The sequence below is a fragment of the Stenotrophomonas sp. genome (assembly GCF_036662295.1).
Taxonomy (GTDB): domain Bacteria; phylum Pseudomonadota; class Gammaproteobacteria; order Xanthomonadales; family Xanthomonadaceae; genus Stenotrophomonas.
In genome coordinates this window covers 14,582-35,893 of the sequence record NZ_JAVWXA010000035.1, presented here as the reverse complement: position 1 = coordinate 35,893, position 21,312 = coordinate 14,582, and the positions used below count along the sequence as shown (strand labels likewise).

The window sequence follows — 21,312 nt, the reverse complement described above, 5'->3', positions numbered from 1 at the left end:
ACTCCCGACCGCCTGGTTCGTAGCCAGGTACTCTATCCAACTGAGCTACGGGCGCGTCAACAGGAGCGGAATTATGCGGATGCAGGTCGCATTCGTCAACGCCTTTGTGAAGAACTTCATTCAAATGAATGAAAAAGCGCGTCCACCACGGCCTGCGGGGACTTCATCCAGGCGAAGTGATCGGCACGCGTGCCAAGGGCTGTTGCCGACAGCACGCTGAGCGAGGTGCGCGACTGCGGCAGCTTGGCCAGCAGGCCCTGCATCGAACCGGGCGGGGCCAGCCAGTCATCGGCCATCACCACTGCCGTCGCCTGCGCAGGCAGGGCCTGCATGCCCGCTTCCAGGTCCGCACTAATGCCCACGCCGGCGTAATGGTTGTTCAGCCCCACCCGCGCCCAGTCGCGGATCAGCCCGCGCGCGTCGGTGCCGCCGAACCCGAGCCGGCGGCCGTGCAGCACGCCCTGGCGCTGCGCCAGCCACGGCAGGAAGCGATAGATCAACGGCAGCGTCCAGCCGCGTGGCGGCGGGAAGGTGCGCCAGTAGGGCGTGCCGCTGGCGACCAGCCACAGCCGCTGGAAGTGCAGGGGATGCTGGCCGGCGAAACAGCACGCCAACTGACCGCCGAGGCTGTGCCCGCCGATGAGGGTCTCGGCGGCGGGCGTTGTCTCGAAGGCGGCCAGGCTGGCCGGCAGATCATTCGCCAGGATCTCCCGGTAACCCCAGTCCTGGTGGCGCGAGGGCCGCAGGCTGCTGCTGCCGTTGCCGCGCCATTCGTGCAGGAATACGGCCACGCCGCGCGCGGCCAGCGCATCGGCCAGCGGCAGGTAGTGGCGCGCGGCCACGCCCAGCGCCGGCAACCACAGCAGGCGCACGCGCGGCTGCGCCGGAACGCGGGCGAGCAACTCGAAACGGTGGCCGTCGGCGGCGACGATCGGCAGTGCGAGGGCCTGGATCATGCCGGCCGCGCGGCGCCGAAGTGGTCGATCACCAGCACCTCGCTGCGGCCGGGGTAGTAACCGGCGTGCAGGCCGCGGGCGACGTAATCGATGGCCGCCTCGCAGGCATTGGGCAGCGACAGGCCCTGGCACAGCTGCGCGGTGATCGCCGAGGCCAGCGTGCAGCCGGTGCCGTGCGCATCCACCGGCAGGCGCGCATGGATGAAGGCTTCATCGGTCACGCCGTCGACATAGCGGTCCACCACGCGCGCGCCTTCCTGCAGGTGGCCGCCCTTGAGCAGCACCGCGCCGGCGCCGAGATCCAGCAGGGCGGCGGCGGCCGCCTCGGCCTGCTCGGCGGTGCGGATCGATCGGCCGAGCAGCAGCTCGGCTTCGGGAATGTTGGGCGTCAGCAGCGTGGCCAGCGGCAGCAGGCGCGTACGCAGGGCCTGCAGGGCGCTGTCTTCCAGCAGCTTGGCACCGCTGGTGGCCACCATCACCGGATCGAGCACCACGTAGGTGGGGCGGTGCTTCTCCAGCGCATCGGCGACCACGCCGATCACCTCGGCGTTGGCGAGCATGCCCAGCTTCACCGCGTGGATGTCGAAGTCGGCGAAGCAGGCCTCGATCTGCGCCTGCAGGAAGTCCAGCGGCGGAACGTGCACGGCGGTGACGCCGCGGGTGTTCTGCGCGGTCAAGGCAGCGATCGCCGACAGCCCATGCACGCGATGGGCGGCAAAGGCCTTGAGGTCGGCCTGGATGCCGGCGCCACCGCCGGAATCGGAGCCGGCGATGGTCAGGGCGGACACGGGGGTGGAAGGGCTCATGCCACGATTGTGCCGGGGTGCCCCGCATCCCGGTAGTGCCGGCCGCTGGCCGGCAACCTCATTCCCCGGTCCGCTCACGATCGGCGGCGCAGCAGCACCCATTGCCGGTAGAGCACATGGCCCAGCCCGGTGCCGCCGGTCAGCAGCGCCGGGGCGAGCAGGGCGTCGTAGCCCACGCGCAGAAACAGCCACGCGCCCACGATGCCGCCGGCCAGGAAGCCGCTGATGATCAACCCGCTCAGGGTGAGGCGGCGGATCGGCAGGGGCAGGCCACGGAGCAGGTGGCCCAGGCCGATGCCCAGGTCGGTGAACATGCCGCTGAGATGGGTGGTGCGCACCACCGCACCGCTGAAGGTGGTGGCCATCGCGTTCTGCAGGCCGCAGGCCATCGCCGCGGCCAGCGCACCCCAGATCTGTTGCTGCTTGAACAACGGGATGGCCACCAGCAGCAGGAGCGATTCCAGCGTGAGCACCACGCCGTAGCGACGGCCCAGCTGCAGGGTGCTGTCCTGGATGAGCATGCCGCTGATCACCGCGCCCAGGCAGAACGCGATGAGCAGGCCCCACAGGTGACCGGCCACGCGCCAGTCGCCGTGCGCGAGCGCCATGCCGAGCTGGCTGGTGGTGCCGGTCATGTGGCTCACGGCCTGGTGCTCGAAGCCCAGGAAGCCGACCACGTTGACCATCCCGGCCACGCACGACAGCGCGATCGCGCCCATCCACACCCACGTGGGCAGGCGGATGCTCATCGAGCGCGCAGGGACGTGGCCACGGCAGGCTCAGGGGCCGCCGAGGGCCCCGTTGAAACGCACGTCCGAGAAGGCGTTGCTGGCCGGGTCGAACACCGCGCCCCAGAACTGCGCGCCGCCGTCGCAGACCCGGATCGCCTCGCGGGCCGGGTCGATGTCGGCCGTATCGGGCAGGTGGAAGGCGTTGAGGTAGATCAGCTTGCGGCCGGCCATCTCGATGCCCACGTACTGGCGGTCGAAGTCCACCACCCTGGGTACCTGCGCCTCCAGCGAGGGCAGGGCGGCTTCCAGCTGTTCTACGTCCTTGCGGCTGGGCGCCCAGTAGCCGGTGACCCGCCCGGCCTCGCGGCCGGGGCTGTCGCGCGAGCAGGTATCGAGCACCTGGGCGGCGACGATCGGACGGGTCACCACCCAGGACTGGCCGGTCTTGATCGTGGTGGGAATCTGCGCCCCCGGCCGCGTATTGGCCGGGGTGCAGGCGGCCGCCAGCGCAGCGAGCGCCAGCGGCAGGACGGCACGGAGCAGGGAACGGTTCACAACACCTCCGAAGCGTAATCGGCCAGGCGCGAGCGTTCGCCACGACGCAGCGTGACGTGCGCGCTGTGCGGCCAGTTCTTGAAGCGGTCCACCGCGTAGGTCAGGCCCGAGGTGGTCTCGGTCAGGTATGGGGTGTCGATCTGTTCGACGTTGCCCAGGCAGACGATCTTGGTGCCGGGGCCGGCACGGGTGATCAGGGTCTTCATCTGCTTGGGGGTGAGGTTCTGTGCTTCATCCAGGATCAGGTAGCGCGACAGGAACGTGCGGCCGCGCATGAAGTTCAGCGAACGGATCTTGATCCGGCTGGCGATCAGGTCGTTGGTGGCTGCGCGGCCCCATGCGCCGCCTTCCTGGGTGTGGGTGAGCACTTCCAGGTTGTCGGTGAGCGCGCCCATCCACGGGGTCATTTTTTCTTCTTCGGTGCCCGGCAGGAAGCCGATGTCCTCGCCCACGCTGACCGTGGCGCGGGTCATGATGATCTCGCGGTAGCGCTGCTGGTCCATGGTCTGGGCCAGGCCCGCGGCCAGCGCCAGCAGCGTCTTGCCGGTGCCGGCGGTGCCGAGCAGGGTGACGAAATCGATCTCCGGGTCCATCAGGGCGTTGAGCGCGAAGTTCTGTTCGCGGTTGCGCGCGCTGATGCCCCACACCGCGTGGCTGCCGTGGCGGAAGTCGTTGACCAGCGACAGGGTGACCTTGTCGCCGTCGACCTTGGCCACCCGCAGTTCCACCTCGTCATCGCCGGGCAGGTAGGCGTACTGGTTGGGATGCCAGTTCTCGTCTTCGCTGGCGATGATTTCGTAACTGGTGCGGCCCTTGTCGCTCCAGCTGCGCAGGTTGTCGGTGTGCTTCTTCCAGAAATCTTCCGGCAGCTCGGTGGCGCCGGTGTAGAGCAGGCTGAAATCGTCCAGCGCGCGGTCGTTCTCGTAGTCTTCGGACACGATCCCGGCGATGGCGGCCTTGATCCGCAGGTTGATGTCCTTGGAGACGAACACCACCGGGATCTCGGGAATCTGTTCCTTCAGCGCCAGGATCGCGCCGAGGATGGCGTTGTCGGGGATGACAGCGCCGAAACTCTTGCCCGCATCGAAGTGGCTGGTCTGGAAGCGCAGCAGGCCCACGCTCTGCTTGCCGCGCAGCTGCAGGCCGTTGGGGCGCTGCAGCGGGATGCCGTCGGCCAGGTTGTCCAGGCCGGAGGCCTGCACCAGCTCGTTGAGGAAACGGCTGACCTGGCGGGCGTTGCGGCTGGCCTCGGTGGTGCCCTTCTTGCCGTTGTCCAGCTCTTCGATCACCTGCATCGGCAGGTAGACATCATGCTCCTCGAACTTGAACAGCGCGGTCGGATCGTGCATCAGCACGTTGGTATCCAGAACGTAGATGCGCTTGCCTCGGGTCATCGTCATTTCCTGGTGGCAGAACAGGGACAAGCCATCACGGCCTGCGAGGCAGGGTGATGGCCATTGGGGGTGCCGGGTTGGTCACTGGGTTTTCGCGGCCTTCAGGGCTTCAAGGACGGTGTCTGCGTGGCCGGCGACTTTCACCTTGCGCCACGCCTGCACGATACGACTGTCTGGCGAAATGAGGAAGGTGCTGCGCTCGATGCCGCGCACCTGCTTGCCATACATGTTCTTGAGCTTGATCACGTCGAAAGCGCTGCACAGGGCTTCATCGCCATCGCTGATCAGCGGGAAGGCGAAGCCCTGCTTGGCGCAGAAGTTGTCGTGGGACTTGACCGAGTCGCGGGAGATGCCGAAGACCTGCGCGCCGAGGTGCTTGAACTGTGGCAGCAGGGCGTTGAAGTCCAGGCCTTCGGTGGTGCAGCCCGGGGTGCTGTCCTTGGGGTAGAAGTACAGCACCTGCCACTTGCCGGCGAGCGCGCCGAGGGTGGTGGTGTCGCCGCCGGACAGCGCCAGCGGGAGGTCGAGGGTGGATCTGTCCAGGGTGTCGCCGATGTTCATGAGGTCCTTTTTCCGGAGCCTGGGGCAAAGCTGTTACAGCGGTGCGTCACTGCACTTGCATGAAACATCGCGCGCCCGTGACGAACGCGCGAAAGATCAGAACTTCATCGGGTCCATGATCGCGTCCAGGTTCAGGTGGTCGCAGAACTCGAGGAAATCGTCGCGCAACGCGGCGATGTGCATGTTGGCCGGCACCCCGATGGTGACCTGCGCGGAGAACATCTCCGCCCCGGTCTGCATGGCGCGGTAGCGGGTGCTCTGCAGGTTTTCGATGGTGATGCCCTGGCGGTCGAAGAAATCGGCCAGCTGGAACAGGATCCCCGGCTTGTCGGCGGCGATCACTTCCACGATGTAGGGCAGCAGGTTGGACTGGGCCTGCTTGGCGCCGGTGCGGTACCACACCAGCTTCAGGCCTTCCTCGCGCTCCAGCCGGGTGAGCATGGCTTCCAGCTTGGCCACCGAATCCCACGAGCCGGTGGCCAGGGCGGTGACCGAGACGTCGCGGCCGACGGTGGCCAGGCGCGCATCGACCAGGTTGCAGCCGCTGTCGGCGATACGCCGGGTGACGGGCAGCAGGGGGGACTCCGGATGCGTCGTATAGGCGTTGATCAGGAGATGGTTTTCGGTCGGCGCAGGCCGCGGCGTGGTGTCGGTCAAGGGGGTTCCGGGTGATGCAAGGTGAGTCTGAACGGCCGACGACGGCACGTTCGCCGGAGTCCAGCATACTTGCCCGTGCTTTCGACCCGCAAGTAACATGCAACGTACATCCGGCCGGCGTTTACGCTGCCCGGGTGCCCCCTTTCTTCCGAGCAACGTTTCCTTGTCCCTTTCCGGTCTCATCACCGCGCTGGCCACGCCTTTCAAGGCCGATGGCGCATTGGATCCCGACGGTTGGCAGCGCCTGCTGCACCTGCAACTGGAGGGTGGTGTTCACGGGGTGGTGGTGGCCGGTTCGACCGGCGAGGCCGCGACCCTGTCCGACGATGAATATGACCAGCTGCTGCGCAGCGCGGTCAACACCGTGGGTGGGCGCGTTCCGGTGCTGGCCGGTACCGGCCAGTCGGGCACGGCCAAAACCATCGAACACACCCGCCGGGCGGCCGCCAACGGCGCCACCCATGCGCTGGTGGTGACCCCGCCGTACGTGCGCCCCACCCAGGCCGGGCTGATCGCGCACTACCGCGCGGTGGCCGAGCAGGGTGGGCTGCCGGTGGTGCTGTACAACGTGCCCGGGCGCACCGGCTGCGACATGCTGCCGGAGACCGTGGCCACGCTGGCCGCCCACCCCGGGATCGTCGGGATCAAGGAAGCGGTGGGTGACCTGGGCCGGGTGCAGGCGCTGCTGGCGCTGCGCTCGGCCGATTTCGCCGTGCTCAGTGGCGATGACGGCACTGCCGCACGCTCCATCCTGTCCGGCATGGATGGGCTGGTCTCGGTGGGGTCCAACGTGCTGCCCGGCGCCTACCGGCGGATGTGCGCGCTGGCCGCCGCCGGCGAGCGCGAGGCGGCCGAGGCCTGGGATGCCCGGCTGACGCCCTTCCATGATTTCTGCGGGGTGGAGCCCAACCCGATCCCGGTCAAGGCGCTGCTGCAGCGGATCGGCATCGGCCATGGCCTGCGCCTGCCGCTGCTGTCCCTGTCCGCGGCCCACCACGCCGCTGCCGAACACCTGGCCACCGATATCGGTGCGCTGGAAGCACTATCCAACCACTGATCGACAGTGGTCACCCAGGAGATCCACATGCGTCAATCCGTTTCCGCCATCCGCGTCCTGTCCTTCGCGATCCTGGCCACCGCCACCCTCGTGGGGACCACCGGCTGCTTCAAGCGCGGCGCCAAGGGCGACTATGCGCTGGCCCCGGAAATGCGCCCGCTGGAAGTGCCGCCGGACCTGACCGTCCCCGGCAGCGCCGCGGGCGCCCAGGTGCCGGTGCTGGCCTCCCAGGCCCGTCCCGCCGCCCCGGCGGCGTCCGCCACGCCGGCCAATGCGGCCGGGTTCACCGTGCCGGGCAGCAAGGACGAGGTGTTCGGCAAGGTCGGCACCGCGCTGGAAACGGTGGCCGGCGTGAAGATCGCCAGCAAGGCCCAGCTGCTGGGCTCCTACGACGTGGCCTATGAAGGCAGTGACTTCCTGGTCCGCGTGGTCGGCGTGGAAGCCGGTGCCTACGTGTCCGCCGTCGATCCGCGTGGCCTGCCGGCCTCCGGCGCTGCCCCGACCAAGCTGCTGGCCGAGCTGAAGGCCAAGCTGGCGCCGTAAGGGACGCCGGCGGCCGTCCGGGCGGGTCCGACGCCTGAAGGCGTTGGGCCCGGCAGCGGCCGGCCAGCGGCTGGCACCGGCGGGTGTCTGGTCAGGCACGCAAAAAGGGCGCCCATGGCGCCCTTCTTGTTTGCTCGATGCCGTGGAGGCTCAGCGCTCCAGCAGGGGCAGCTTGTCCGGCTTGCCATCCCAGTCGCCGGCGTCGGCGGGCGGGTCCTTGCGCACGGTCAGCACCGGCCAGGCCTTGGCCAGCTCGGCGTTGAGGCCCACGAACACTTCCTGCCCGGCGGGCACGTCGTCTTCGGGGAAAATCGCGTTGACCGGGCATTCCGGTTCGCACAGGGTGCAGTCGATGCACTCATCCGGGTCGATCACCAGGAAGTTGGGGCCTTCGTGGAAGCAATCCACGGGGCACACTTCCACGCAATCGGTGTGTTTGCACTTGATGCAGTTTTCGGTAACGACAAAAGGCATGGCTGGATCTGAATCCGACAGTAAGCCGGACAATTCTAGAACAGGTTGGCCGTCGGCGCGGGATTGGATCTCACCTGGCGCGGGCGGGACAGGGCTGGCGGGCGCGGATCACCAGCGGAACGGCGCGTCCACCAGCCCCTTGATGCCGGTCTCCATGGCGAACACGCCGCCGGCATGCGGGCTGGCGGCCAGCGCGTCGGGGCTGTGGTCCAGGCGCGAGCTGGTCACCATCAGGGTGGTCAGCCCGATGCCACCCAAGGCCATGCAGGTGGGGTTGGCCACCGGCATCGGGATCACCTGCTCGACCTGACCGTCGCGGCCGTAGCGCACCACGCGGGCGGCGCGCCACTGCGCATTCCAGAGGCCGCCATCGGCATCGATGATCGCCCCGTCCGGCTCCCAGCGCGGATCGTCCAGCCGTGCGAAACGGCGCGGGCGCTGGCAGCGTGCCTGCTCGGCGTCGTAGTCGCAGCACCAGATCTCCGGGCGCACCGAGTCGGCGTAGTACAGGGTGGCGCCATCGGGGCTGAAGCAGATGGCGTTGGGAATCACCACGCCGGGCAGGTCCAGCGGGCGCAGGCCGTGGCGCGCGCTGTACTGGTAGAAGCGCCCCAGCGGCTGCCGCGCCGGGTCTTCGTTCATGGTGCCGAACACCAGGTTGCCGGCGCGGTCGGTGCGGCCGTCGTTGCTGCGCGTGGTGGGCTGTTCGGGTTGCACGTCGGCCAGCCACTGGCAGTGCAGGTGCTCGCCGGCCGCATCGAACTGGACGCGCTGCAGCGAGCCGGCCAGCGCCACCAGCAGCGTGCCGTCCTCGCCCTCGGCCAGGCAGCCGGGGCGGTCGGGCAGGGTCCAGCTGCGATGGCGGTTGTCGGCGGGCAGGTACTGCCACAGGCGGCGCTCGCTGATATCCACCCAGAACAGGCAGCGGTGGCGGGGCGACCACAGGGCGCCTTCGCCATGGGTGCAGCGGCTGTCGACCAGCAGGGTGGGGGTGGCGGCAGGCGTCATCGGGGCAGGGGATCGCGGGCAGGGGGCGGGCATTCTGCCAGCGTGGCGCGCAAGCCGGCGTGCGCAGGGGCGCACGGCGATGGCCGGGCGGGCCGTGCACGACCGCCGGCATGGTGTTGCGGGGCGGACCTGTGCGACGCTGCGGCCATCCCGTGGTCGCGCGGCTGGCGACCGTCCTGATTCCTCCGGCAAGGTGCAAGCATGTCCACAGCGCTTCCCCGATCTGTCGCCAGCGGCGAGAACACCGGCTTCATCGTCCTCATCAGTGGCGTGGCCACCCTGGGCGGCTTCCTGTTCGGCTTCGACAGCGGCGTGATCAACGGCACCGTGGACGGACTCAAGCAGACCTTCCAGTCCAGCCAGGCCGGGATCGGCTTCGAAGTGGCCTCGATGCTGCTCGGCTGTGCCTTTGGCGCCTTCCTGGCCGGCTGGCTCGGCGATCGGCTCGGCCGCCGCGGGGTGCTGATCATCGCCGCGGTGATGTTCCTGCTGTCGGCGCTGGGGGCGGGCGCGGCGGACAGCTCGGCGGTGTTCGTGCTGGCGCGCGTGGTGGGCGGCTTTGCGGTGGGGGCGGCCAGCGTGATGTCCCCGGCCTACATCGCCGAGGTCGCCTCGGCGCGTTACCGCGGGCGATTGGCCACGCTGCAGCAGATGGCGATCATCAGCGGGCTGTTCTGCGCCTTCCTGAGCAACTTCCTGCTGGCCCGCGCCGCCGGTGCGTCCACCGAGGCGCTGTGGCTGGGCCAGGCGGCATGGCGCTGGATGTTCTGGATGCAGGCGCTGCCCTCGGGCCTGTTCCTGGTGCTGCTGCTGCGCATCCCCGAGAGCCCGCGCTACCTGGTGGTGAAGGGGCGCCGGGCCCAGGCGATGGCGGTGCTGACCCGGCTGTATGGGAGTGAGGAGGCCACGGCCAAGCTGGCCGAGATCGAGGGCTCGCTGGCCGGTGACCAGCACCGGCCACGGTTCTCCGACCTGGTGGACAAGGCCAGTGGCCGGCTGCGTCGCATCGTCTGGATCGGCATCGGGCTGGCGGTGTTCCAGCAGCTGGTCGGCATCAACGTGGTCTTCTATTACGGCGCGGTGCTGTGGCAGGCGGTGGGCTTCTCGGAGAACGACGCCCTGCTGATCAACGTGCTGTCCGGCGGCCTGAGCATCGGCGCCTGCCTGCTGACCATCGTGCTGATCGACCGGATCGGCCGGCGGCCGCTGCTGTGGGTCGGCTCGCTGGGCATGGCCGTGTCGCTGGCGCTGGTCACCGTGGCCTTCGCCAGCGGCCACCTGGACGCGGGGCGGCTGCAGCTGTCCGAGGGCATGGGGCGGCTGGCGCTGGTGGCGGCCAACGTCTACGTGGTGTTCTTCAACATGTCCTGGGGCCCGGTGATGTGGGTCATGCTGGGGGAGATGTTCCCCAACCAGATCCGGGGCCCGGGCCTGGCCGTGGCCGGGGCGGCCCAGTGGAGCGCCAATTTCGCCATCACCGTCAGCTTCCCGGTGCTGCTCACCGGGATCGGCCTGGCCGGGGCCTATGGCATCTACACGGTGGCCGCGGTCGTCTCGATCTTCTTCGTGCTGCGCTACGTGCGCGAGACCAAGGGCCGGGAGCTGGAGCAGATGGAGGGGTGAGGGGCCGCGCCCACAACGCAAAAACCCCGCCGGGGCGGGGTTTTTGGCTTCCTGCACCGCGACTGGTGCTCCCTAGGGGACTCGAACCCCTGTTTTAGCCTTGAGAGGGCCACGTCCTAACCTCTAGACGAAGGGAGCAGACTTTGTCGCGAACTGCGCAGCGCGCTAGTATATGGACCTAGATGCCATTGGGCAATCCCGAAAACTCAACCGGAAGCGCCAACATCAATTCTTCTGCTACATCACCGTTCAGCCTGCGCGTGATTCCGCGCGATCAGCACACCATCTCCCGCAAGGACATCAGCCCCAACGCCCTGCGCGTGTTGTACCGGCTGCGTGATTCCGGGTTCTCCGGCTACCTGGTGGGGGGCGCCGTGCGCGACCTGCTGGTCGGCGGCAACCCCAAGGACTTCGACGTGGCCACCGACGCCACGCCCGAACAGGTCAAGCAGCTGTTCCGCAACTGCCGCCTGATCGGCCGCCGCTTCCGGCTCGCCCATGTCGTGTTCGGCCGCGAAATCATCGAAGTGGCCACCTTCCGCGCCAACATCGATGACGGCAGCGGCGACCGCGAGATGGAAAACGGCATGCTGGTCCGCGACAACGTCTACGGCAGCATCGAAGACGACGCGATCCGCCGCGACTTCACCTGCAATGCCCTGTACTACGCCATCGAGGATTTCTCGGTGCGCGACTACACCGGCGGCTTCGAGGACGTCCAGGCGCGCCTGATGAAACTCATCGGCGACCCGGAGAAACGCTACCAGGAAGACCCGGTGCGGATGCTGCGCGCGGTGCGCCTGGCGGCCAAGCTCGGCTTCCAGATTGACGACGCCAGCGCCGAGCCGCTGCCGCGGCTTGCCGGCCTGCTGGCCGAAGCAGCGCCGGCACGGCTGTTCGAGGAAGTGCTCAAGCTGTTTCTGTCCGGGCACGGGGTGGCCAGCTTCGAAGGCCTGGAACGCTACGGCCTGCTGGAGGTGATGTTCCCCGAAAGCGCCGCCGCACTGCGCAGCAACCGCAGTGGCGCGTTGCGCCGGATGGTCATCGAGGGCCTGCACAACACCGACCTGCGCGTGGCCAATGATGAGCCGGTGTCGCCGTCGTTCCTGTTCGCACTGTTGCTGTGGCCGGCCTTCTGCCGTGCCCTGGCCAGCCTGCAGAAGCAGGGCGTGGCGCTGGAAGAGGCACAGCGCCGGGCCGCCGACCGGGTGACCCTGCACCAGCTGACCACCATCGCGCTGCCGCGCCGGTTCTCCCTGCCCATGCAGGAAATCTGGCTGCTGCAGGGCCGCTTCGGCTCGCGCCAGCGCAAGCGGGTGATCCGCACGCTGACCCATCCGCGTTTCCGCGCCGCCTACGATTTCCTGGTGCTGCGCCAGGTCGCCTCCAGCGAGCACAGCGCCGACGTGGAGTTCTGGCGCGAAGCGCAGATCCAGTCCGGGCCGGAACTGGATTCGGCACTGGATGCCGCCCATGCCGAGGACGAGGGCGAAGACGGGGCACCGCGCAAGCGGCGGCGTCGCCGGCGTCGTCCGGGCGGGGGCGCGGCAGGCGAGTAAGCCATGATCCAGGCCTGCATCGGGCTGGGCGCCAACCTCGGGGACGCCGCGCAGACCCTGCGCGATGCGTTCCAGGCGCTGGCCGCCCTGCCGCACACCACGTTGCGCGCGCAGTCGCAGCTCTACAGCACCCCGGCCTGGGGCAACCCGGACCAGCCGGCGTTCGTCAATGCCGCCGCGCTGCTGGACACTACGCTGCCCGGCCCGGCGCTGCTGGACGCGCTGCTGGCGATCGAGCGCCGGTTTGGCCGGGTGCGCGATCCAGGCGTGCAGTGGGGACCGCGCACCCTGGACCTGGACCTGCTGCTGTATGGCGAGCAGGTCATCGACCTGCCGCAGTTGCAGGTGCCGCATCCGTACCTGCACGCGCGCGCGTTCGCGCTGCTGCCGCTGGCCGAGATCGCGCCGGATGCGTGGATTCCCGGGCAGGGCCGCGTGCGGGATGCTGTGATGCGGGTCGAGGCCTGCGGGATCGCGCCAATAGGGGGATAATGCGGGGCTTATCGCCACCGGTTATCAGCTCATGAGTACCCACGCAGACAGCAAGCCCTGGACCGTCCCGGCATTGGCCGAGGCCAAGCGCACGGGGCAGAAGCTGGTGATGTTGACCGCCTACGACGCCGGTTTCGCGCGGGCCTTCGATGCCAACGGCGTGGACCTGATCCTGATCGGCGACTCGCTGGGCATGGTGGTGCAGGGGCATGACTCGACCCTGCCGGTCACCACCGATGACATGGTCTACCACACCCGCGCGGTGGCCCGCGTGCTGCAGCGCGCGCTGCTGGTGGCCGACCTGCCGTTCGGTGCCGATGCCACGCCCGAGCGCGCGCTGGACGCCTCGCTGCGGCTGCTGCAGGCCGGCGCGGAGATGGTCAAGATCGAAGGTGCCGGCTTCAAGCTGGACATCATCCGTTACCTGGTGGAGCGCGAAATCCCGGTGTGTTCGCACCTGGGCCTGACCCCGCAGTCGGTGCTGCGCCTGGGCGGTTACCGCGTGCAGGGCCGCGGCGATGCCGCCCAGCAGCTGCGCGAGGACGCCAAGGCCGTGGTCGCCGCCGGTGCCAGCCTGGTCGTGCTCGAATGCGTCCCCACCCCGGTGGCCACCCAGGTCACCGCTGACATCAGCGTGCCCACCATCGGCATCGGTGCCGGCCCCGGCTGCGATGGCCAGGTGCTGGTGCTGCATGATTTCCTCGGCCTGGACAGCGGCCATCGCCGACCCAAGTTCGTCAAGGATTTCCTTGCCGACGGCGGTTCGGTGGCCGGTGCCGTCCGTGCCTACGCCGACGCGGTCCGCGACGGCTCCTTCCCCGACGCAGAACACGCCTACGCCTCATGATCGAAACCGTCACCGAACTGTCCCGCCTGCGCGCCGTCGTCAACGGCTGGAAGCGCGAGGGCCTGCGCGTCGCGCTCGTCCCCACCATGGGCAACCTGCATGCGGGCCACTATTCGCTGGTCACGCTGGCGCGGCAGTACGCCGACCGCGTGGTCTCCAGTGTCTTCGTCAACCCGACCCAGTTCGGCCCCAACGAAGATTTCACCCGCTACCCGCGCACGCCGGAAGCCGACACCTCCGGGTTGGCGCAGGCCGGCTGTGATGTGCTGTGGCTGCCCACGGTCGAATCGATGTACCCGTTCGGCATCGAGCTGGCGGCCAGCGTCAACGTGCCGGGCATCAGCGGGCTGCTGGAAGGGGCGCACCGGCCGGGCCATTTCGATGGGGTCTGCACGGTGGTCTCGCGCCTGTTCAACCAGGTGCAGCCGGACGTGGCCGCCTTCGGCAAGAAGGACTACCAGCAGCTGGCGGTGATCCGCCAGATGGTGGAAGACCTGGCCTTCCCGATCCAGATCGTGGGCGGGGACATCGTGCGTGAGACCGACGGGCTGGCGATGAGTTCGCGCAACCAGTACCTCAACGCCGCCCAGCGCCCGGTGTCCACCACCATCCACCAGGTGCTGCTTGGCATGCGCGAAGGCTTCATCGCCGGCAAGTCACGCGGCGCGATCGAGGCCGACGCCACCGCCGCCCTGCAGGCCGCTGGTTTCCAGGTGGACTATGCGGTGGTGCGCCTGCCGGACCTGTCCGAGCCGGCCGACGCCAGCGATGGCACCCGCGTGGCGTTGATCGCCGCGCGCATCGGCAACACGCGGCTGATCGACAACCTCGAGTTCTGAGCGCGCCAGCCGATGAACGAGCAGCCCATTCCGCCGGCCGCGCTGGCCGATGACCGCGCCGTGGAAATGCTGCGGGTGTGGGTGGCCTCGCGCGGCCTGCATTGCTCGATGAAGGTGGGCCTGCAGGCGCAGGTGCTGGGCATCGCCGAGGAGCGCGCCTGGGGGATGATCCTGGCCGACACCGCCCGCCAGCTGGCCGAGGCCATGGCCGGCCTGCGCGGCAGCGCCGATGCGGGCGAGCCGCTGGAGGCGATCATCGGCCACTTCCTGGCCGAAGTGGGCCAGCCTGCCTCGCCGGCAAGCGCGGCGGGCACCGACGCGCCCGGTTGAGGGCAGGTCAGGCCGGCCCGGGTCCGGGCAGCGGGCCAGCTGGCTGAACGGTTGGCAGCCCCCGGCCGGCGCCGGGTGGGCGGGCCCTGTCGCCGATCCGGCGGGTGCTAGAATTTGCCTTTCCTTTACCGTTGTCCCGTCGCCATGCACCTGTCCCTGCTGAAGACCAAGATCCACCGCGCCACCGTCACCCATTCCGAGCTGAACTACGAAGGTTCCATCGCCATCGATGACAACCTGCTGCTGGCCACCGGCATCCGTGAGTTCGAACAGGTGCACATCTGGGACGTCACCAACGGTGCGCGTTTCTCCACCTATGCCATCCGCGCCGAAGCCGGCAGTGGCGTGGTCTCGCTCAACGGCGGCGCCGCGCGCCACGTGCAGGTGGGCGACATCATCATCATCGCCGCCTTCGCCAGCATGAGCGAAGAAGAAGCTGACAGCTTCCGCCCGAAGTTGGTATACGTGGACGGCAACAACCAGATCTCCCACACCAACGACAGCATCCCGACCCAGGCCGCATGACACAGCACAACGGATTCGACCCGCTTCATTCCCATGCCCAGCGCCTGCGTGGCGCCAGCATCCCGTCGCTGCTTGCCGCTGAACCGGACCGGGCACGAACGTTGGGGCTGCGGGTCGGTCCGTTGTATGTCAATTTCGCGCGGCAGAAGTACGACCGCGCGGCCTTGGACGCGCTGCTGCAGCTGGCCGCCGAGCGCGATGTCGCCGGCGCCTTCCAGCGCCTGTTCCGCGGTGAGACGGTCAATGTGACCGAAGGCCGCGCCGCGCTGCACACCGCGCTGCGCGGCGACCTGAGCGGCGCCCCGGTGGCCGGCGAGGCGTTTGCCACCGCCGCCACGGTGCGCGCGCAGATGGGCGAGCTGATCGCCGCGCTGGAAAAGACCGGCGTCACCGATATCGTCAGCGTCGGCATCGGCGGCTCGGACCTGGGGCCGCGCCTGGTGGCCGATGCGTTGCGCCCGGTCAGCGGTGCGCGCTTCCGCGTGCATTTCGTTTCCAACGTGGACGGCGCGGCCATGCAGCGCACGCTGGCCACGCTGGACCCGGCCACCACCGCCGGCATCCTCATCTCCAAGACCTTCGGCACCCAGGAAACGTTGCTCAACGGGCAGATCCTGCACGACTGGCTGGGCGGCAGCGAGCGCCTGTACGCGGTCAGTGCCAATCCCGAACGTGCGGGCAAGGCCTTCGCCATCGCCGCCGGCCGCGTGCTGCCGATGTGGGACTGGGTGGGCGGGCGCTATTCGCTGTGGTCGGCGGTCGGTTTCCCGATCGCGCTGGCGATCGGCTTCGACCGTTTCCAGCAGCTGCTCGACGGCGCCGCGCAGATGGACGCGCACGCGCTGGCGGCACCGCTGGCGCAGAACCTGCCGGTGCTGCATGCGCTGACCGACATCTGGAACCGCAACCTGCTCGGGCATGCCACCCACGCGGTGATGACCTACGACCAGCGCCTGGCGTTGCTGCCTGCCTACCTGCAGCAGCTGGTGATGGAAAGCCTGGGCAAGCGCGTGCAGCTGGACGGCCGGCCGGTCGCCAGCGACACCGTGCCGGTGTGGTGGGGCGGGGCGGGCACCGATGTGCAGCACAGCTTCTTCCAGGCGCTGCACCAGGGCACCAGCGTGATCCCGGCCGATTTCATCGGCTGCGTGCGCAACGATGATCCCTACGTGGTCAACCACCAGGCCCTGATGGCCAACCTGCTGGCGCAGACCGAGGCACTGGCCAATGGCCAGGGCAGCGACGATCCGCACCGCGAGTATCCCGGTGGCCGCCCGAGCACGCTGATCCTGCTCGACGCGCTCACCCCGCAGGCGCTGGGCGCGCTGATCGCGATGTACGAACACGCGGTGTACGTGCAGTCGGTCATCTGGAACATCAACGCCTTCGACCAGTTCGGCGTGGAGCTGGGCAAGCAGCTGGCCAGCCAGTTGCTGCCGGCCCTGCAGGGCGAGGCCACCGGCATCACCGATCCGGTGACGTTGGCATTGCTGGCGCAGTTGAAGGGCTGAGGGTGGCCCCGGGTACCGACCAATGGTCGGTACCTGCCGGCACGCCGCCGTCGCGTTACGGGCGCTCGGGGCTTGGCCGCTTGGCCAGCTTGCGCTGCAGCGAGCGTCGATGCATGCCCAGCAGCCGCGCGGCCGCGGACACGTTGCCGCCGGTTTCGTGCATCGCCTGCTGGATGTGTTCCCACTGCAGGCGGCTGATCGGGGTCATCGCATCCGGCGGCTCCAGCTCGCCGTCATCGGCCGGGCCATCGTCCTCTTCGCCGAGCGCGCGCAGGATCATCGGCACCGTGGCCGGCTTGGGCAGGTAGTCGTCGGCGCCGAGCTTGATCGCCTCCACCGCCGTGGCGATGCTGGCATAACCGGTCACCAGCAGGATCCGCATGTCCTCGCGCAGGGCACGCAGCGGCTGGATCAGCGACAGGCCCGACTCGGCGCCCAGTTTCAGGTCGATCAGCGCATACGCCGGCGGCTGCTGGCGCGCCAGCAGCAGTGCCGAGGCGATGTCGCTGGCGGTCACCGTTTCCAGGCCCTTGCGGGCCAGGCTGCGCTGCAGCGTGCGCAGGTACAGTTCGTCATCGTCGACCAGCAGCCCATGGCTGGCGGCGGGCAGGGCATTGAAGGTCATGCGGGGGTCTCCTGGGAGGCCAGGGGCAGGCGGAAGCCGACGCGGGTACCGGCGCCATTGGCCGGGCGCATCCACAGTTCGCCGTCCAGGCGTTCGATGGTGGCATGGGACAGGGCCAGGCCCACGCCCATGCCCTGGGTCTTGCCGCTGTTGAACAGGGTGCCGGGCAATACGGCCTGGCGGGCGTCGAAGCCGTGGCCGTAGTCGCGCACTTCACCGATGAGGTCATCGCCTGCGATGCGCAGGGTCAGGTCCACCTGCGGTCGGTCGGCCTTCTCGCCGGCGTCGGCGGCATTGTTGAGCAGCACCATCAGCAGGTGGCCGATGCCCGGATCCAGCGGCAGGGCCAGCGGGGCATCGTCGTTGCGCTTGAGGGTGATGGTCGGGCGCACCAGCCGCCACTGTTCCAGCACCTGCGGCAGGGTGACCACCTCGCGCCCGGGGGCATCGCCGGCGGCCGGGCGCGCCAGGGCCAGCACGCGTTCGCGGCACTGCACCAGCAGCTCGCGCAGCGTGTCCACGTCTTCGCGCACTTCCGGGCTGTCGGCCTGGTCGGCGATGTCGTCGGCCAGCAGGGTCATGGTCGCCAGCGGGGTGTTGAGTTCGTGCGCCACCGAGGCGGCGTGCGTGGCCAGCGCGACGATGCCTTCGTTGCGCACGAAGCGCTCGCGCAGCAGCGCCAGTTCGTGCTCGCGCTGGCGCAGGGCGATCGCCAGGCGCGTGGCGAACACCAGCACCACGGTGGCCGACAGCAGGAAGTTGCAGACCACGCCCCACTGGTGCATCTGCATGGCGGTGAAGTAGCCGGCCGGCAGCGGCAGGCCGAACAGGCCGCTGGCCGCGTATCCCACCAGGCAGGTGGCGGCCACGGCCAGGGTCCAGCGCAGCGGCAGGGCCAGCGCGGCCAGGGCGATGAGGATCAGGAACAGCGAGCCGAACGGATTGCCCACCCCACCGCTCCAGCCGACCATCCAGGTCAGGATGATCACATCCACCAGGATGTGGCCGAAGGCGGTGACCGGGGCCGGGTCGGCATCGTGCACGCGCCACTGGGCGTACAGGTTGAACAGCGCCAGCGCGGCCACGCCCGCCCAGAGCGGGCGCTGCGGCAGTTCCAGCCCGAGCACCCAGGTGGCCACCAGGATGGTGGCGGCCTGGCCGGCCACGGCCAGCCAGCGCAGGCTGCACAGCGTACGGAGGAAGGGGGCGTCGGTACCGGTCATGGCGCCCATGCTATGCGCTCGCGCTGTCGCCTGCCTGCGACAATCGGCCGCATCGGGCCGCAGGGCAGCCACCACCGGCGCGTCCGGCGCGCTAAAATGGCCGGATGCACGACGCCGTCAGCCAGCCGACCCAACCTTCCGACACCACCGTGTGGGCCCGCCGCCAGACCCAGCCTGTCCATATCGGCGGCGTGGTCGTGGGCGGCGGCCATCCCGTGGTGGTCCAGTCGATGACCAACACCGACACCGCCGATGTCGCCGCCAGCGTCAAGCAGGTCGCCGAGCTGTGGCGGGCGGGGTCGGAGATGGTGCGGCTGACCGTCAACAACCCCGAATCGGCCGCCGCCATCCCGCGCATCGTGGAGAAGCTGCGGATGATGGGCATCGAGGTCCCGCTCATCGGCGACTTCCATTACAACGGCCACCAGCTGCTGACCCAGGAACCGGCCTGTGCCGAGGCGCTGGCCAAGTACCGGATCAACCCGGGCAACGTCGGCTTCGGCAAGAAGAAGGACACCCAGTTTGCGCAGTTGATCGAATTTGCGATCCGCTACGACAAGCCGGTCCGCATCGGCGCCAACTGGGGCTCGCTGGACCAGTCGCTGGCCGCCCGCCTGATGGACGAGAACAGCCAGCGCGCCCAGCCGTGGGACGCCGGCCGGGTGCTGCGCGAGGCGCTGATCCGCTCGGCCCTGGACTCGGCGCACACCGCCGTCGAACTGGGCCTGCCGCGCGATCGCATCGTGCTTTCGGCCAAGGTCAGCGGCGTGCAGGAACTGATCGCCGTCTACCGCGACCTGGCCCAGCGCTCGGACTTTGCCCTGCACCTGGGGCTGACCGAGGCCGGCATCGGCAGCAAGGGCATCGTGGCCTCCTCGGCCGCGCTGGCCGTGCTGCTGCAGGAAGGCATCGGCGACACCATCCGCATTTCGCTCACGCCCGAACCGGGGCAGTCGCGCACCGCCGAGGTGATCGTGGCCCAGGAGCTGCTGCAGACCACCGGCCAGCGCGCCTTCACCCCGCTGGTGACCGCCTGCCCGGGCTGTGGCCGCACCACCTCCGAGTTCTTCCAGGAACTGGCCAAGGTGGTGCAGAACCACGTGCGCGGCAAGATGCCCGAGTGGAAGGTGAGCCACCCCGGTGCGGAGAACATGACGCTGGCGGTGATGGGCTGCATCGTCAACGGGCCGGGCGAATCGCGCCACGCCAACATCGGCATCTCGCTGCCGGGCACCGGCGAAACGCCGGCCGCGCCGGTGTTCGTGGATGGCGAAAAGACGGTCACCCTGCGCGGGGACAACATCGCCCAGGATTTCGTGGCACTGATCGACGCGTACGTCGAACGCAAGTATGTCCGCGGCGTCGGATAAGCCGGCGGTACTGGCCGCCCGCGAGCCGGCCGCCGGGTTCCGCCATTGGATGGCCCACAACGCCTGGCGCTTCGTGTTGCTGTTCATCGGCCTGCTGGTGCCGCTGGCCGGTTTCGTGGCGCTGGCCGATGAAGTGCACGAGCTGGAATCGTTCTATTTCGACGCGCCGCTGTTGTGGACCCTGCATGGCCTGCACTCGCCGGGGCTGGACCGCTTGTTCGTGCTGCTGTCCAAGCTGGGCTACGAGTGGTTCCTGATCCCGGCCGACGTGCTGATCGTCGGCGTGCTGGCCTGGCGCAGGCGCTGGCGCGAGGCCTGCTTTGTGGCCATCTGTTTCGTGGGCTCGGCCCTGCTCAACATGGGCAGCAAGCAGTTCTTCCAGCGCGACCGGCCCTCGCTGTGGGAATCCATCGCCCCGGAAAGCACGTTCAGTTTCCCCAGCGGCCACGCGATGGGCTCGATGACCCTGGCCGTGACCGTGGTGCTGCTGGCCTGGAATACCCGCTGGCGCTGGCCGGTGCTGGTGCTGGCGCCCTTGTTCAGCCTGCTGGTGAGCATATCGCGGGTGTACCTGGGCGTGCATTACCCCTCCGACATCCTGGCCGGGTGGTGTGCCGCGCTGGTTTGGGTGGTAGGGTGCTTCCTGGTCATGTTCCGGCGCCGCACGCCCTGGCGCCACCGGCCCTGAGCCGGACGCGGGGGCGGCAGGCCGATTACGGCAAGGCCGCAGGCGTACACTGATAGGTGCAGTAAACCGATAAAGCCTGGGGTGAAAGGCTTAGGGGAAGGGCAGGTCAGCACGGGTGTGATGCCGGCACCAGAACGCGCCGGCAGGGGGCAATTTTCCTTGTTATCGCCTACCCCCGCCGCTAGGCTTGCCCCCGTTCGCAGCGTTTGAAGAGGTGCGTGGATGACGATTCGAGTGTATCTGGTGGACGATCATGCGCTGGTGAGAACCGGCATGAAAATGATCCTCTCCAACGAGACCGATATCGAGGTAGTCGGTGAAGCGGACTCCGGCGAGGATGCGTTGCCCGACATCCGCCAGCTGCACCCGGACGTGGTGCTGTGCGACCTGCACCTGCCGGGCGTAAGCGGCATGGAAGTCACCGAGCGCGTGGTGCGCGGCGACCATGGCACGCGCGTGGTGATCGTCTCGGTGCTGGAAGACGGCCCGATGCCCAAGCGGCTGCTCGAAGCCGGCGCCTCCGGCTACATCGGCAAGGGCTGCGACGCGCAGGAACTGCTGCGCGCGGTCCGCGACGCGGCGCTGGGCCGGCGTTACCTGGGCAGCAGCATCGCGCAGAACCTGGCGCTGTCCAACGTGGAAGGCAGCCAGTCGCCGTTCGACACCCTGTCCCCGCGCGAACTGGAAGTGGCGCTGCTGCTGACCCAGGGCCTGCGCCAGGAAGACATCGCCAAGCGGTTGAGCCTCAGTGCCAAGACCGTCAACACGCACAAGGCCCGCCTGTTCGAGAAGATGGGCATCCACGACAACATCGCGCTGGCGCGCATGGCCAGCCAGTACGGCCTGGTGGACCCGGCGCGCCCGATGTAAGCGGCGCGCCCGCCGCCGCTCGAAAAAACGCCCGGGCATGCCCGGGCGTTTTGTTTGCGGCCGGCCAC

The 21,312-nt window shown here is 68.9% G+C and carries 24 protein-coding genes and 1 tRNA gene; 13 read left to right on the top strand and 12 right to left on the bottom strand.

Going from position 1 to position 21,312, the window contains the following annotated elements:
* Window positions 1-116: 116 nt before the first annotated feature.
* The 7 genes from RSA25_RS09245 to RSA25_RS09215 form a co-directional block, all read right to left on the bottom strand.
* The gene (locus RSA25_RS09245) at window positions 117-956 is read right to left on the bottom strand and encodes an alpha/beta fold hydrolase (protein WP_332808596.1); all 840 of its coding nucleotides are present in this window, start codon (window positions 954-956) and stop codon (window positions 117-119) included.
* Window positions 953-1,762 carry a bifunctional hydroxymethylpyrimidine kinase/phosphomethylpyrimidine kinase gene (thiD, locus tag RSA25_RS09240; protein ID WP_332808595.1) on the bottom strand — a complete coding sequence of 270 codons (810 nt, stop codon included), beginning with the start codon at window positions 1,760-1,762 and terminating at the stop codon, window positions 953-955. The genes RSA25_RS09245 and thiD overlap by 4 nt, the downstream gene beginning before the upstream one ends.
* A gap of 74 nt (window positions 1,763-1,836) precedes the next feature.
* Window positions 1,837-2,511 (bottom strand): YoaK family protein, encoded by a 675-nt coding sequence (locus RSA25_RS09235; protein WP_332808594.1) that lies wholly within the window; start codon window positions 2,509-2,511, stop codon window positions 1,837-1,839.
* 30 nt (window positions 2,512-2,541) lie between these two features.
* Window positions 2,542-3,048 carry a hypothetical protein gene (locus RSA25_RS09230; RefSeq protein ID WP_332808593.1) on the bottom strand — a complete coding sequence of 169 codons (507 nt, stop codon included), beginning with the start codon at window positions 3,046-3,048 and terminating at the stop codon, window positions 2,542-2,544.
* A complete protein-coding gene (locus RSA25_RS09225; protein ID WP_332808592.1) occupies window positions 3,045-4,442 on the bottom strand; it encodes a PhoH family protein in 1,398 nt (465 codons plus the stop codon). Before RSA25_RS09225 ends, RSA25_RS09230 begins: the two co-directional genes overlap by 4 nt.
* A gap of 81 nt (window positions 4,443-4,523) precedes the next feature.
* Window positions 4,524-5,003 (bottom strand): peroxiredoxin, encoded by a 480-nt coding sequence (locus RSA25_RS09220; RefSeq protein ID WP_332808591.1) that lies wholly within the window; start codon window positions 5,001-5,003, stop codon window positions 4,524-4,526.
* 96 nt (window positions 5,004-5,099) lie between these two features.
* Window positions 5,100-5,660: a glycine cleavage system protein R gene (locus RSA25_RS09215; protein ID WP_019183297.1), complete on the bottom strand. Its 561-nt coding sequence runs from the start codon at window positions 5,658-5,660 to the stop codon at window positions 5,100-5,102.
* Window positions 5,661-5,823: 163 nt separating this feature from the next.
* Between RSA25_RS09215 and dapA the strand changes: the two genes are divergently transcribed.
* On the top strand, window positions 5,824-6,717 hold the full coding sequence (dapA, locus tag RSA25_RS09210) for a 4-hydroxy-tetrahydrodipicolinate synthase (protein ID WP_332808590.1): 894 nt from the start codon (window positions 5,824-5,826) through the stop codon (window positions 6,715-6,717).
* Window positions 6,718-6,744: 27 nt separating this feature from the next.
* On the top strand, window positions 6,745-7,260 hold the full coding sequence (locus RSA25_RS09205) for a hypothetical protein (RefSeq protein WP_332808589.1): 516 nt from the start codon (window positions 6,745-6,747) through the stop codon (window positions 7,258-7,260).
* Window positions 7,261-7,410: 150 nt separating this feature from the next.
* On the opposite strand, the gene fdxA is transcribed toward RSA25_RS09205, so the two are convergent.
* Both fdxA and RSA25_RS09195 read right to left on the bottom strand, forming a co-directional pair.
* Complete coding sequence (gene fdxA, locus RSA25_RS09200) at window positions 7,411-7,734, bottom strand: ferredoxin FdxA (protein WP_259204648.1); 324 nt, start codon at window positions 7,732-7,734, stop codon at window positions 7,411-7,413.
* Window positions 7,735-7,842: 108 nt separating this feature from the next.
* Window positions 7,843-8,742: an SMP-30/gluconolactonase/LRE family protein gene (locus tag RSA25_RS09195; RefSeq protein ID WP_332808588.1), complete on the bottom strand. Its 900-nt coding sequence runs from the start codon at window positions 8,740-8,742 to the stop codon at window positions 7,843-7,845.
* A gap of 201 nt (window positions 8,743-8,943) precedes the next feature.
* Here RSA25_RS09195 and RSA25_RS09190 point away from each other — a divergent pair, with 201 nt between their 5' ends.
* The gene (locus tag RSA25_RS09190) at window positions 8,944-10,365 is read left to right on the top strand and encodes a sugar porter family MFS transporter (protein ID WP_332808587.1); all 1,422 of its coding nucleotides are present in this window, start codon (window positions 8,944-8,946) and stop codon (window positions 10,363-10,365) included.
* A 63-nt stretch (window positions 10,366-10,428) separates the two neighbouring features.
* Here RSA25_RS09190 and RSA25_RS09185 read toward each other — a convergent pair.
* Window positions 10,429-10,503: transfer RNA gene (locus RSA25_RS09185), tRNA-Glu, on the bottom strand.
* Between the two features lie 44 nt (window positions 10,504-10,547).
* Here RSA25_RS09185 and pcnB point away from each other — a divergent pair.
* The 7 genes from pcnB to pgi all read left to right on the top strand — a co-directional run bounded on the left by pcnB (window position 10,548) and on the right by pgi (window position 16,468).
* Entirely contained in the window at window positions 10,548-11,924 is a 1,377-nt protein-coding gene (gene pcnB / locus RSA25_RS09180) for a polynucleotide adenylyltransferase PcnB (RefSeq protein WP_332808586.1), read from the top strand.
* A gap of 3 nt (window positions 11,925-11,927) precedes the next feature.
* Complete coding sequence (gene folK, locus RSA25_RS09175; protein WP_332808585.1) at window positions 11,928-12,416, top strand: 2-amino-4-hydroxy-6-hydroxymethyldihydropteridine diphosphokinase; 489 nt, start codon at window positions 11,928-11,930, stop codon at window positions 12,414-12,416.
* A 31-nt stretch (window positions 12,417-12,447) separates the two neighbouring features.
* Complete coding sequence (gene panB / locus RSA25_RS09170; protein WP_332808584.1) at window positions 12,448-13,263, top strand: 3-methyl-2-oxobutanoate hydroxymethyltransferase; 816 nt, start codon at window positions 12,448-12,450, stop codon at window positions 13,261-13,263.
* Window positions 13,260-14,102 carry a pantoate--beta-alanine ligase gene (panC, locus tag RSA25_RS09165; protein WP_332808583.1) on the top strand — a complete coding sequence of 281 codons (843 nt, stop codon included), beginning with the start codon at window positions 13,260-13,262 and terminating at the stop codon, window positions 14,100-14,102. The genes panB and panC overlap by 4 nt, the downstream gene beginning before the upstream one ends.
* A gap of 12 nt (window positions 14,103-14,114) precedes the next feature.
* Window positions 14,115-14,432 (top strand): DUF5076 domain-containing protein, encoded by a 318-nt coding sequence (locus tag RSA25_RS09160; protein WP_332808582.1) that lies wholly within the window; start codon window positions 14,115-14,117, stop codon window positions 14,430-14,432.
* Between the two features lie 144 nt (window positions 14,433-14,576).
* Complete coding sequence (gene panD / locus RSA25_RS09155) at window positions 14,577-14,957, top strand: aspartate 1-decarboxylase (RefSeq protein ID WP_068850963.1); 381 nt, start codon at window positions 14,577-14,579, stop codon at window positions 14,955-14,957.
* Window positions 14,954-16,468, top strand: a complete 1,515-nt coding sequence (pgi, locus tag RSA25_RS09150; protein WP_332808581.1) for a glucose-6-phosphate isomerase — start codon at window positions 14,954-14,956, stop codon at window positions 16,466-16,468. The genes panD and pgi overlap by 4 nt, the downstream gene beginning before the upstream one ends.
* A gap of 55 nt (window positions 16,469-16,523) precedes the next feature.
* On the opposite strand, the gene RSA25_RS09145 is transcribed toward pgi, so the two are convergent.
* Both RSA25_RS09145 and RSA25_RS09140 read right to left on the bottom strand, forming a co-directional pair.
* On the bottom strand, window positions 16,524-17,093 hold the full coding sequence (locus RSA25_RS09145; protein ID WP_332808580.1) for a response regulator transcription factor: 570 nt from the start codon (window positions 17,091-17,093) through the stop codon (window positions 16,524-16,526).
* Window positions 17,090-18,316, bottom strand: coding sequence for an ATP-binding protein (locus tag RSA25_RS09140; protein ID WP_332808579.1), 1,227 nt, complete (start codon window positions 18,314-18,316; stop codon window positions 17,090-17,092). Before RSA25_RS09140 ends, RSA25_RS09145 begins: the two co-directional genes overlap by 4 nt.
* A gap of 104 nt (window positions 18,317-18,420) precedes the next feature.
* Between RSA25_RS09140 and ispG the strand changes: the two genes are divergently transcribed.
* The 3 genes from ispG (at window position 18,421) to RSA25_RS09125 (ending at window position 21,244) form a co-directional block, all read left to right on the top strand.
* The gene (gene ispG, locus RSA25_RS09135; protein ID WP_332808578.1) at window positions 18,421-19,686 is read left to right on the top strand and encodes a flavodoxin-dependent (E)-4-hydroxy-3-methylbut-2-enyl-diphosphate synthase; all 1,266 of its coding nucleotides are present in this window, start codon (window positions 18,421-18,423) and stop codon (window positions 19,684-19,686) included.
* Window positions 19,667-20,374 (top strand): phosphatase PAP2 family protein, encoded by a 708-nt coding sequence (locus RSA25_RS09130; protein WP_332808577.1) that lies wholly within the window; start codon window positions 19,667-19,669, stop codon window positions 20,372-20,374. Before ispG ends, RSA25_RS09130 begins: the two co-directional genes overlap by 20 nt.
* Before the next feature lie 222 nt (window positions 20,375-20,596).
* Entirely contained in the window at window positions 20,597-21,244 is a 648-nt protein-coding gene (locus tag RSA25_RS09125; RefSeq protein WP_332808576.1) for a response regulator, read from the top strand.
* Window positions 21,245-21,312: the final 68 nt, after the last annotated feature.

Excerpts from the sequence above, each read along its gene's own strand:
- thiD (WP_332808595.1), bottom strand. The coding sequence starts at position 1,762 with ATGAGCCCTTCCACCCCCGTGTCCGCCCTGACCATCGCCGGCTCCGAT.
- RSA25_RS09125 (WP_332808576.1), top strand. The coding sequence starts at position 20,597 with ATGACGATTCGAGTGTATCTGGTGGACGATCATGCGCTGGTGAGAACC.
- panC (WP_332808583.1), top strand. The coding sequence starts at position 13,260 with ATGATCGAAACCGTCACCGAACTGTCCCGCCTGCGCGCCGTCGTCAAC.
- RSA25_RS09225 (WP_332808592.1), bottom strand. The coding sequence starts at position 4,442 with ATGACCCGAGGCAAGCGCATCTACGTTCTGGATACCAACGTGCTGATG.
- folK (WP_332808585.1), top strand. The coding sequence starts at position 11,928 with ATGATCCAGGCCTGCATCGGGCTGGGCGCCAACCTCGGGGACGCCGCG.
- RSA25_RS09145 (WP_332808580.1), bottom strand. The coding sequence starts at position 17,093 with ATGACCTTCAATGCCCTGCCCGCCGCCAGCCATGGGCTGCTGGTCGAC.
- panB (WP_332808584.1), top strand. The coding sequence starts at position 12,448 with ATGAGTACCCACGCAGACAGCAAGCCCTGGACCGTCCCGGCATTGGCC.
- ispG (WP_332808578.1), top strand. The coding sequence starts at position 18,421 with ATGCACGACGCCGTCAGCCAGCCGACCCAACCTTCCGACACCACCGTG.
- pcnB (WP_332808586.1), top strand. The coding sequence starts at position 10,548 with ATGCCATTGGGCAATCCCGAAAACTCAACCGGAAGCGCCAACATCAAT.
- pgi (WP_332808581.1), top strand. The coding sequence starts at position 14,954 with ATGACACAGCACAACGGATTCGACCCGCTTCATTCCCATGCCCAGCGC.
- RSA25_RS09140 (WP_332808579.1), bottom strand. The coding sequence starts at position 18,316 with ATGACCGGTACCGACGCCCCCTTCCTCCGTACGCTGTGCAGCCTGCGC.
- RSA25_RS09220 (WP_332808591.1), bottom strand. The coding sequence starts at position 5,003 with ATGAACATCGGCGACACCCTGGACAGATCCACCCTCGACCTCCCGCTG.
- RSA25_RS09190 (WP_332808587.1), top strand. The coding sequence starts at position 8,944 with ATGTCCACAGCGCTTCCCCGATCTGTCGCCAGCGGCGAGAACACCGGC.
- fdxA (WP_259204648.1), bottom strand. The coding sequence starts at position 7,734 with ATGCCTTTTGTCGTTACCGAAAACTGCATCAAGTGCAAACACACCGAT.
- RSA25_RS09205 (WP_332808589.1), top strand. The coding sequence starts at position 6,745 with ATGCGTCAATCCGTTTCCGCCATCCGCGTCCTGTCCTTCGCGATCCTG.
- RSA25_RS09245 (WP_332808596.1), bottom strand. The coding sequence starts at position 956 with ATGATCCAGGCCCTCGCACTGCCGATCGTCGCCGCCGACGGCCACCGT.
- RSA25_RS09195 (WP_332808588.1), bottom strand. The coding sequence starts at position 8,742 with ATGACGCCTGCCGCCACCCCCACCCTGCTGGTCGACAGCCGCTGCACC.
- RSA25_RS09160 (WP_332808582.1), top strand. The coding sequence starts at position 14,115 with ATGAACGAGCAGCCCATTCCGCCGGCCGCGCTGGCCGATGACCGCGCC.
- RSA25_RS09235 (WP_332808594.1), bottom strand. The coding sequence starts at position 2,511 with ATGAGCATCCGCCTGCCCACGTGGGTGTGGATGGGCGCGATCGCGCTG.
- panD (WP_068850963.1), top strand. The coding sequence starts at position 14,577 with ATGCACCTGTCCCTGCTGAAGACCAAGATCCACCGCGCCACCGTCACC.
- RSA25_RS09130 (WP_332808577.1), top strand. The coding sequence starts at position 19,667 with ATGTCCGCGGCGTCGGATAAGCCGGCGGTACTGGCCGCCCGCGAGCCG.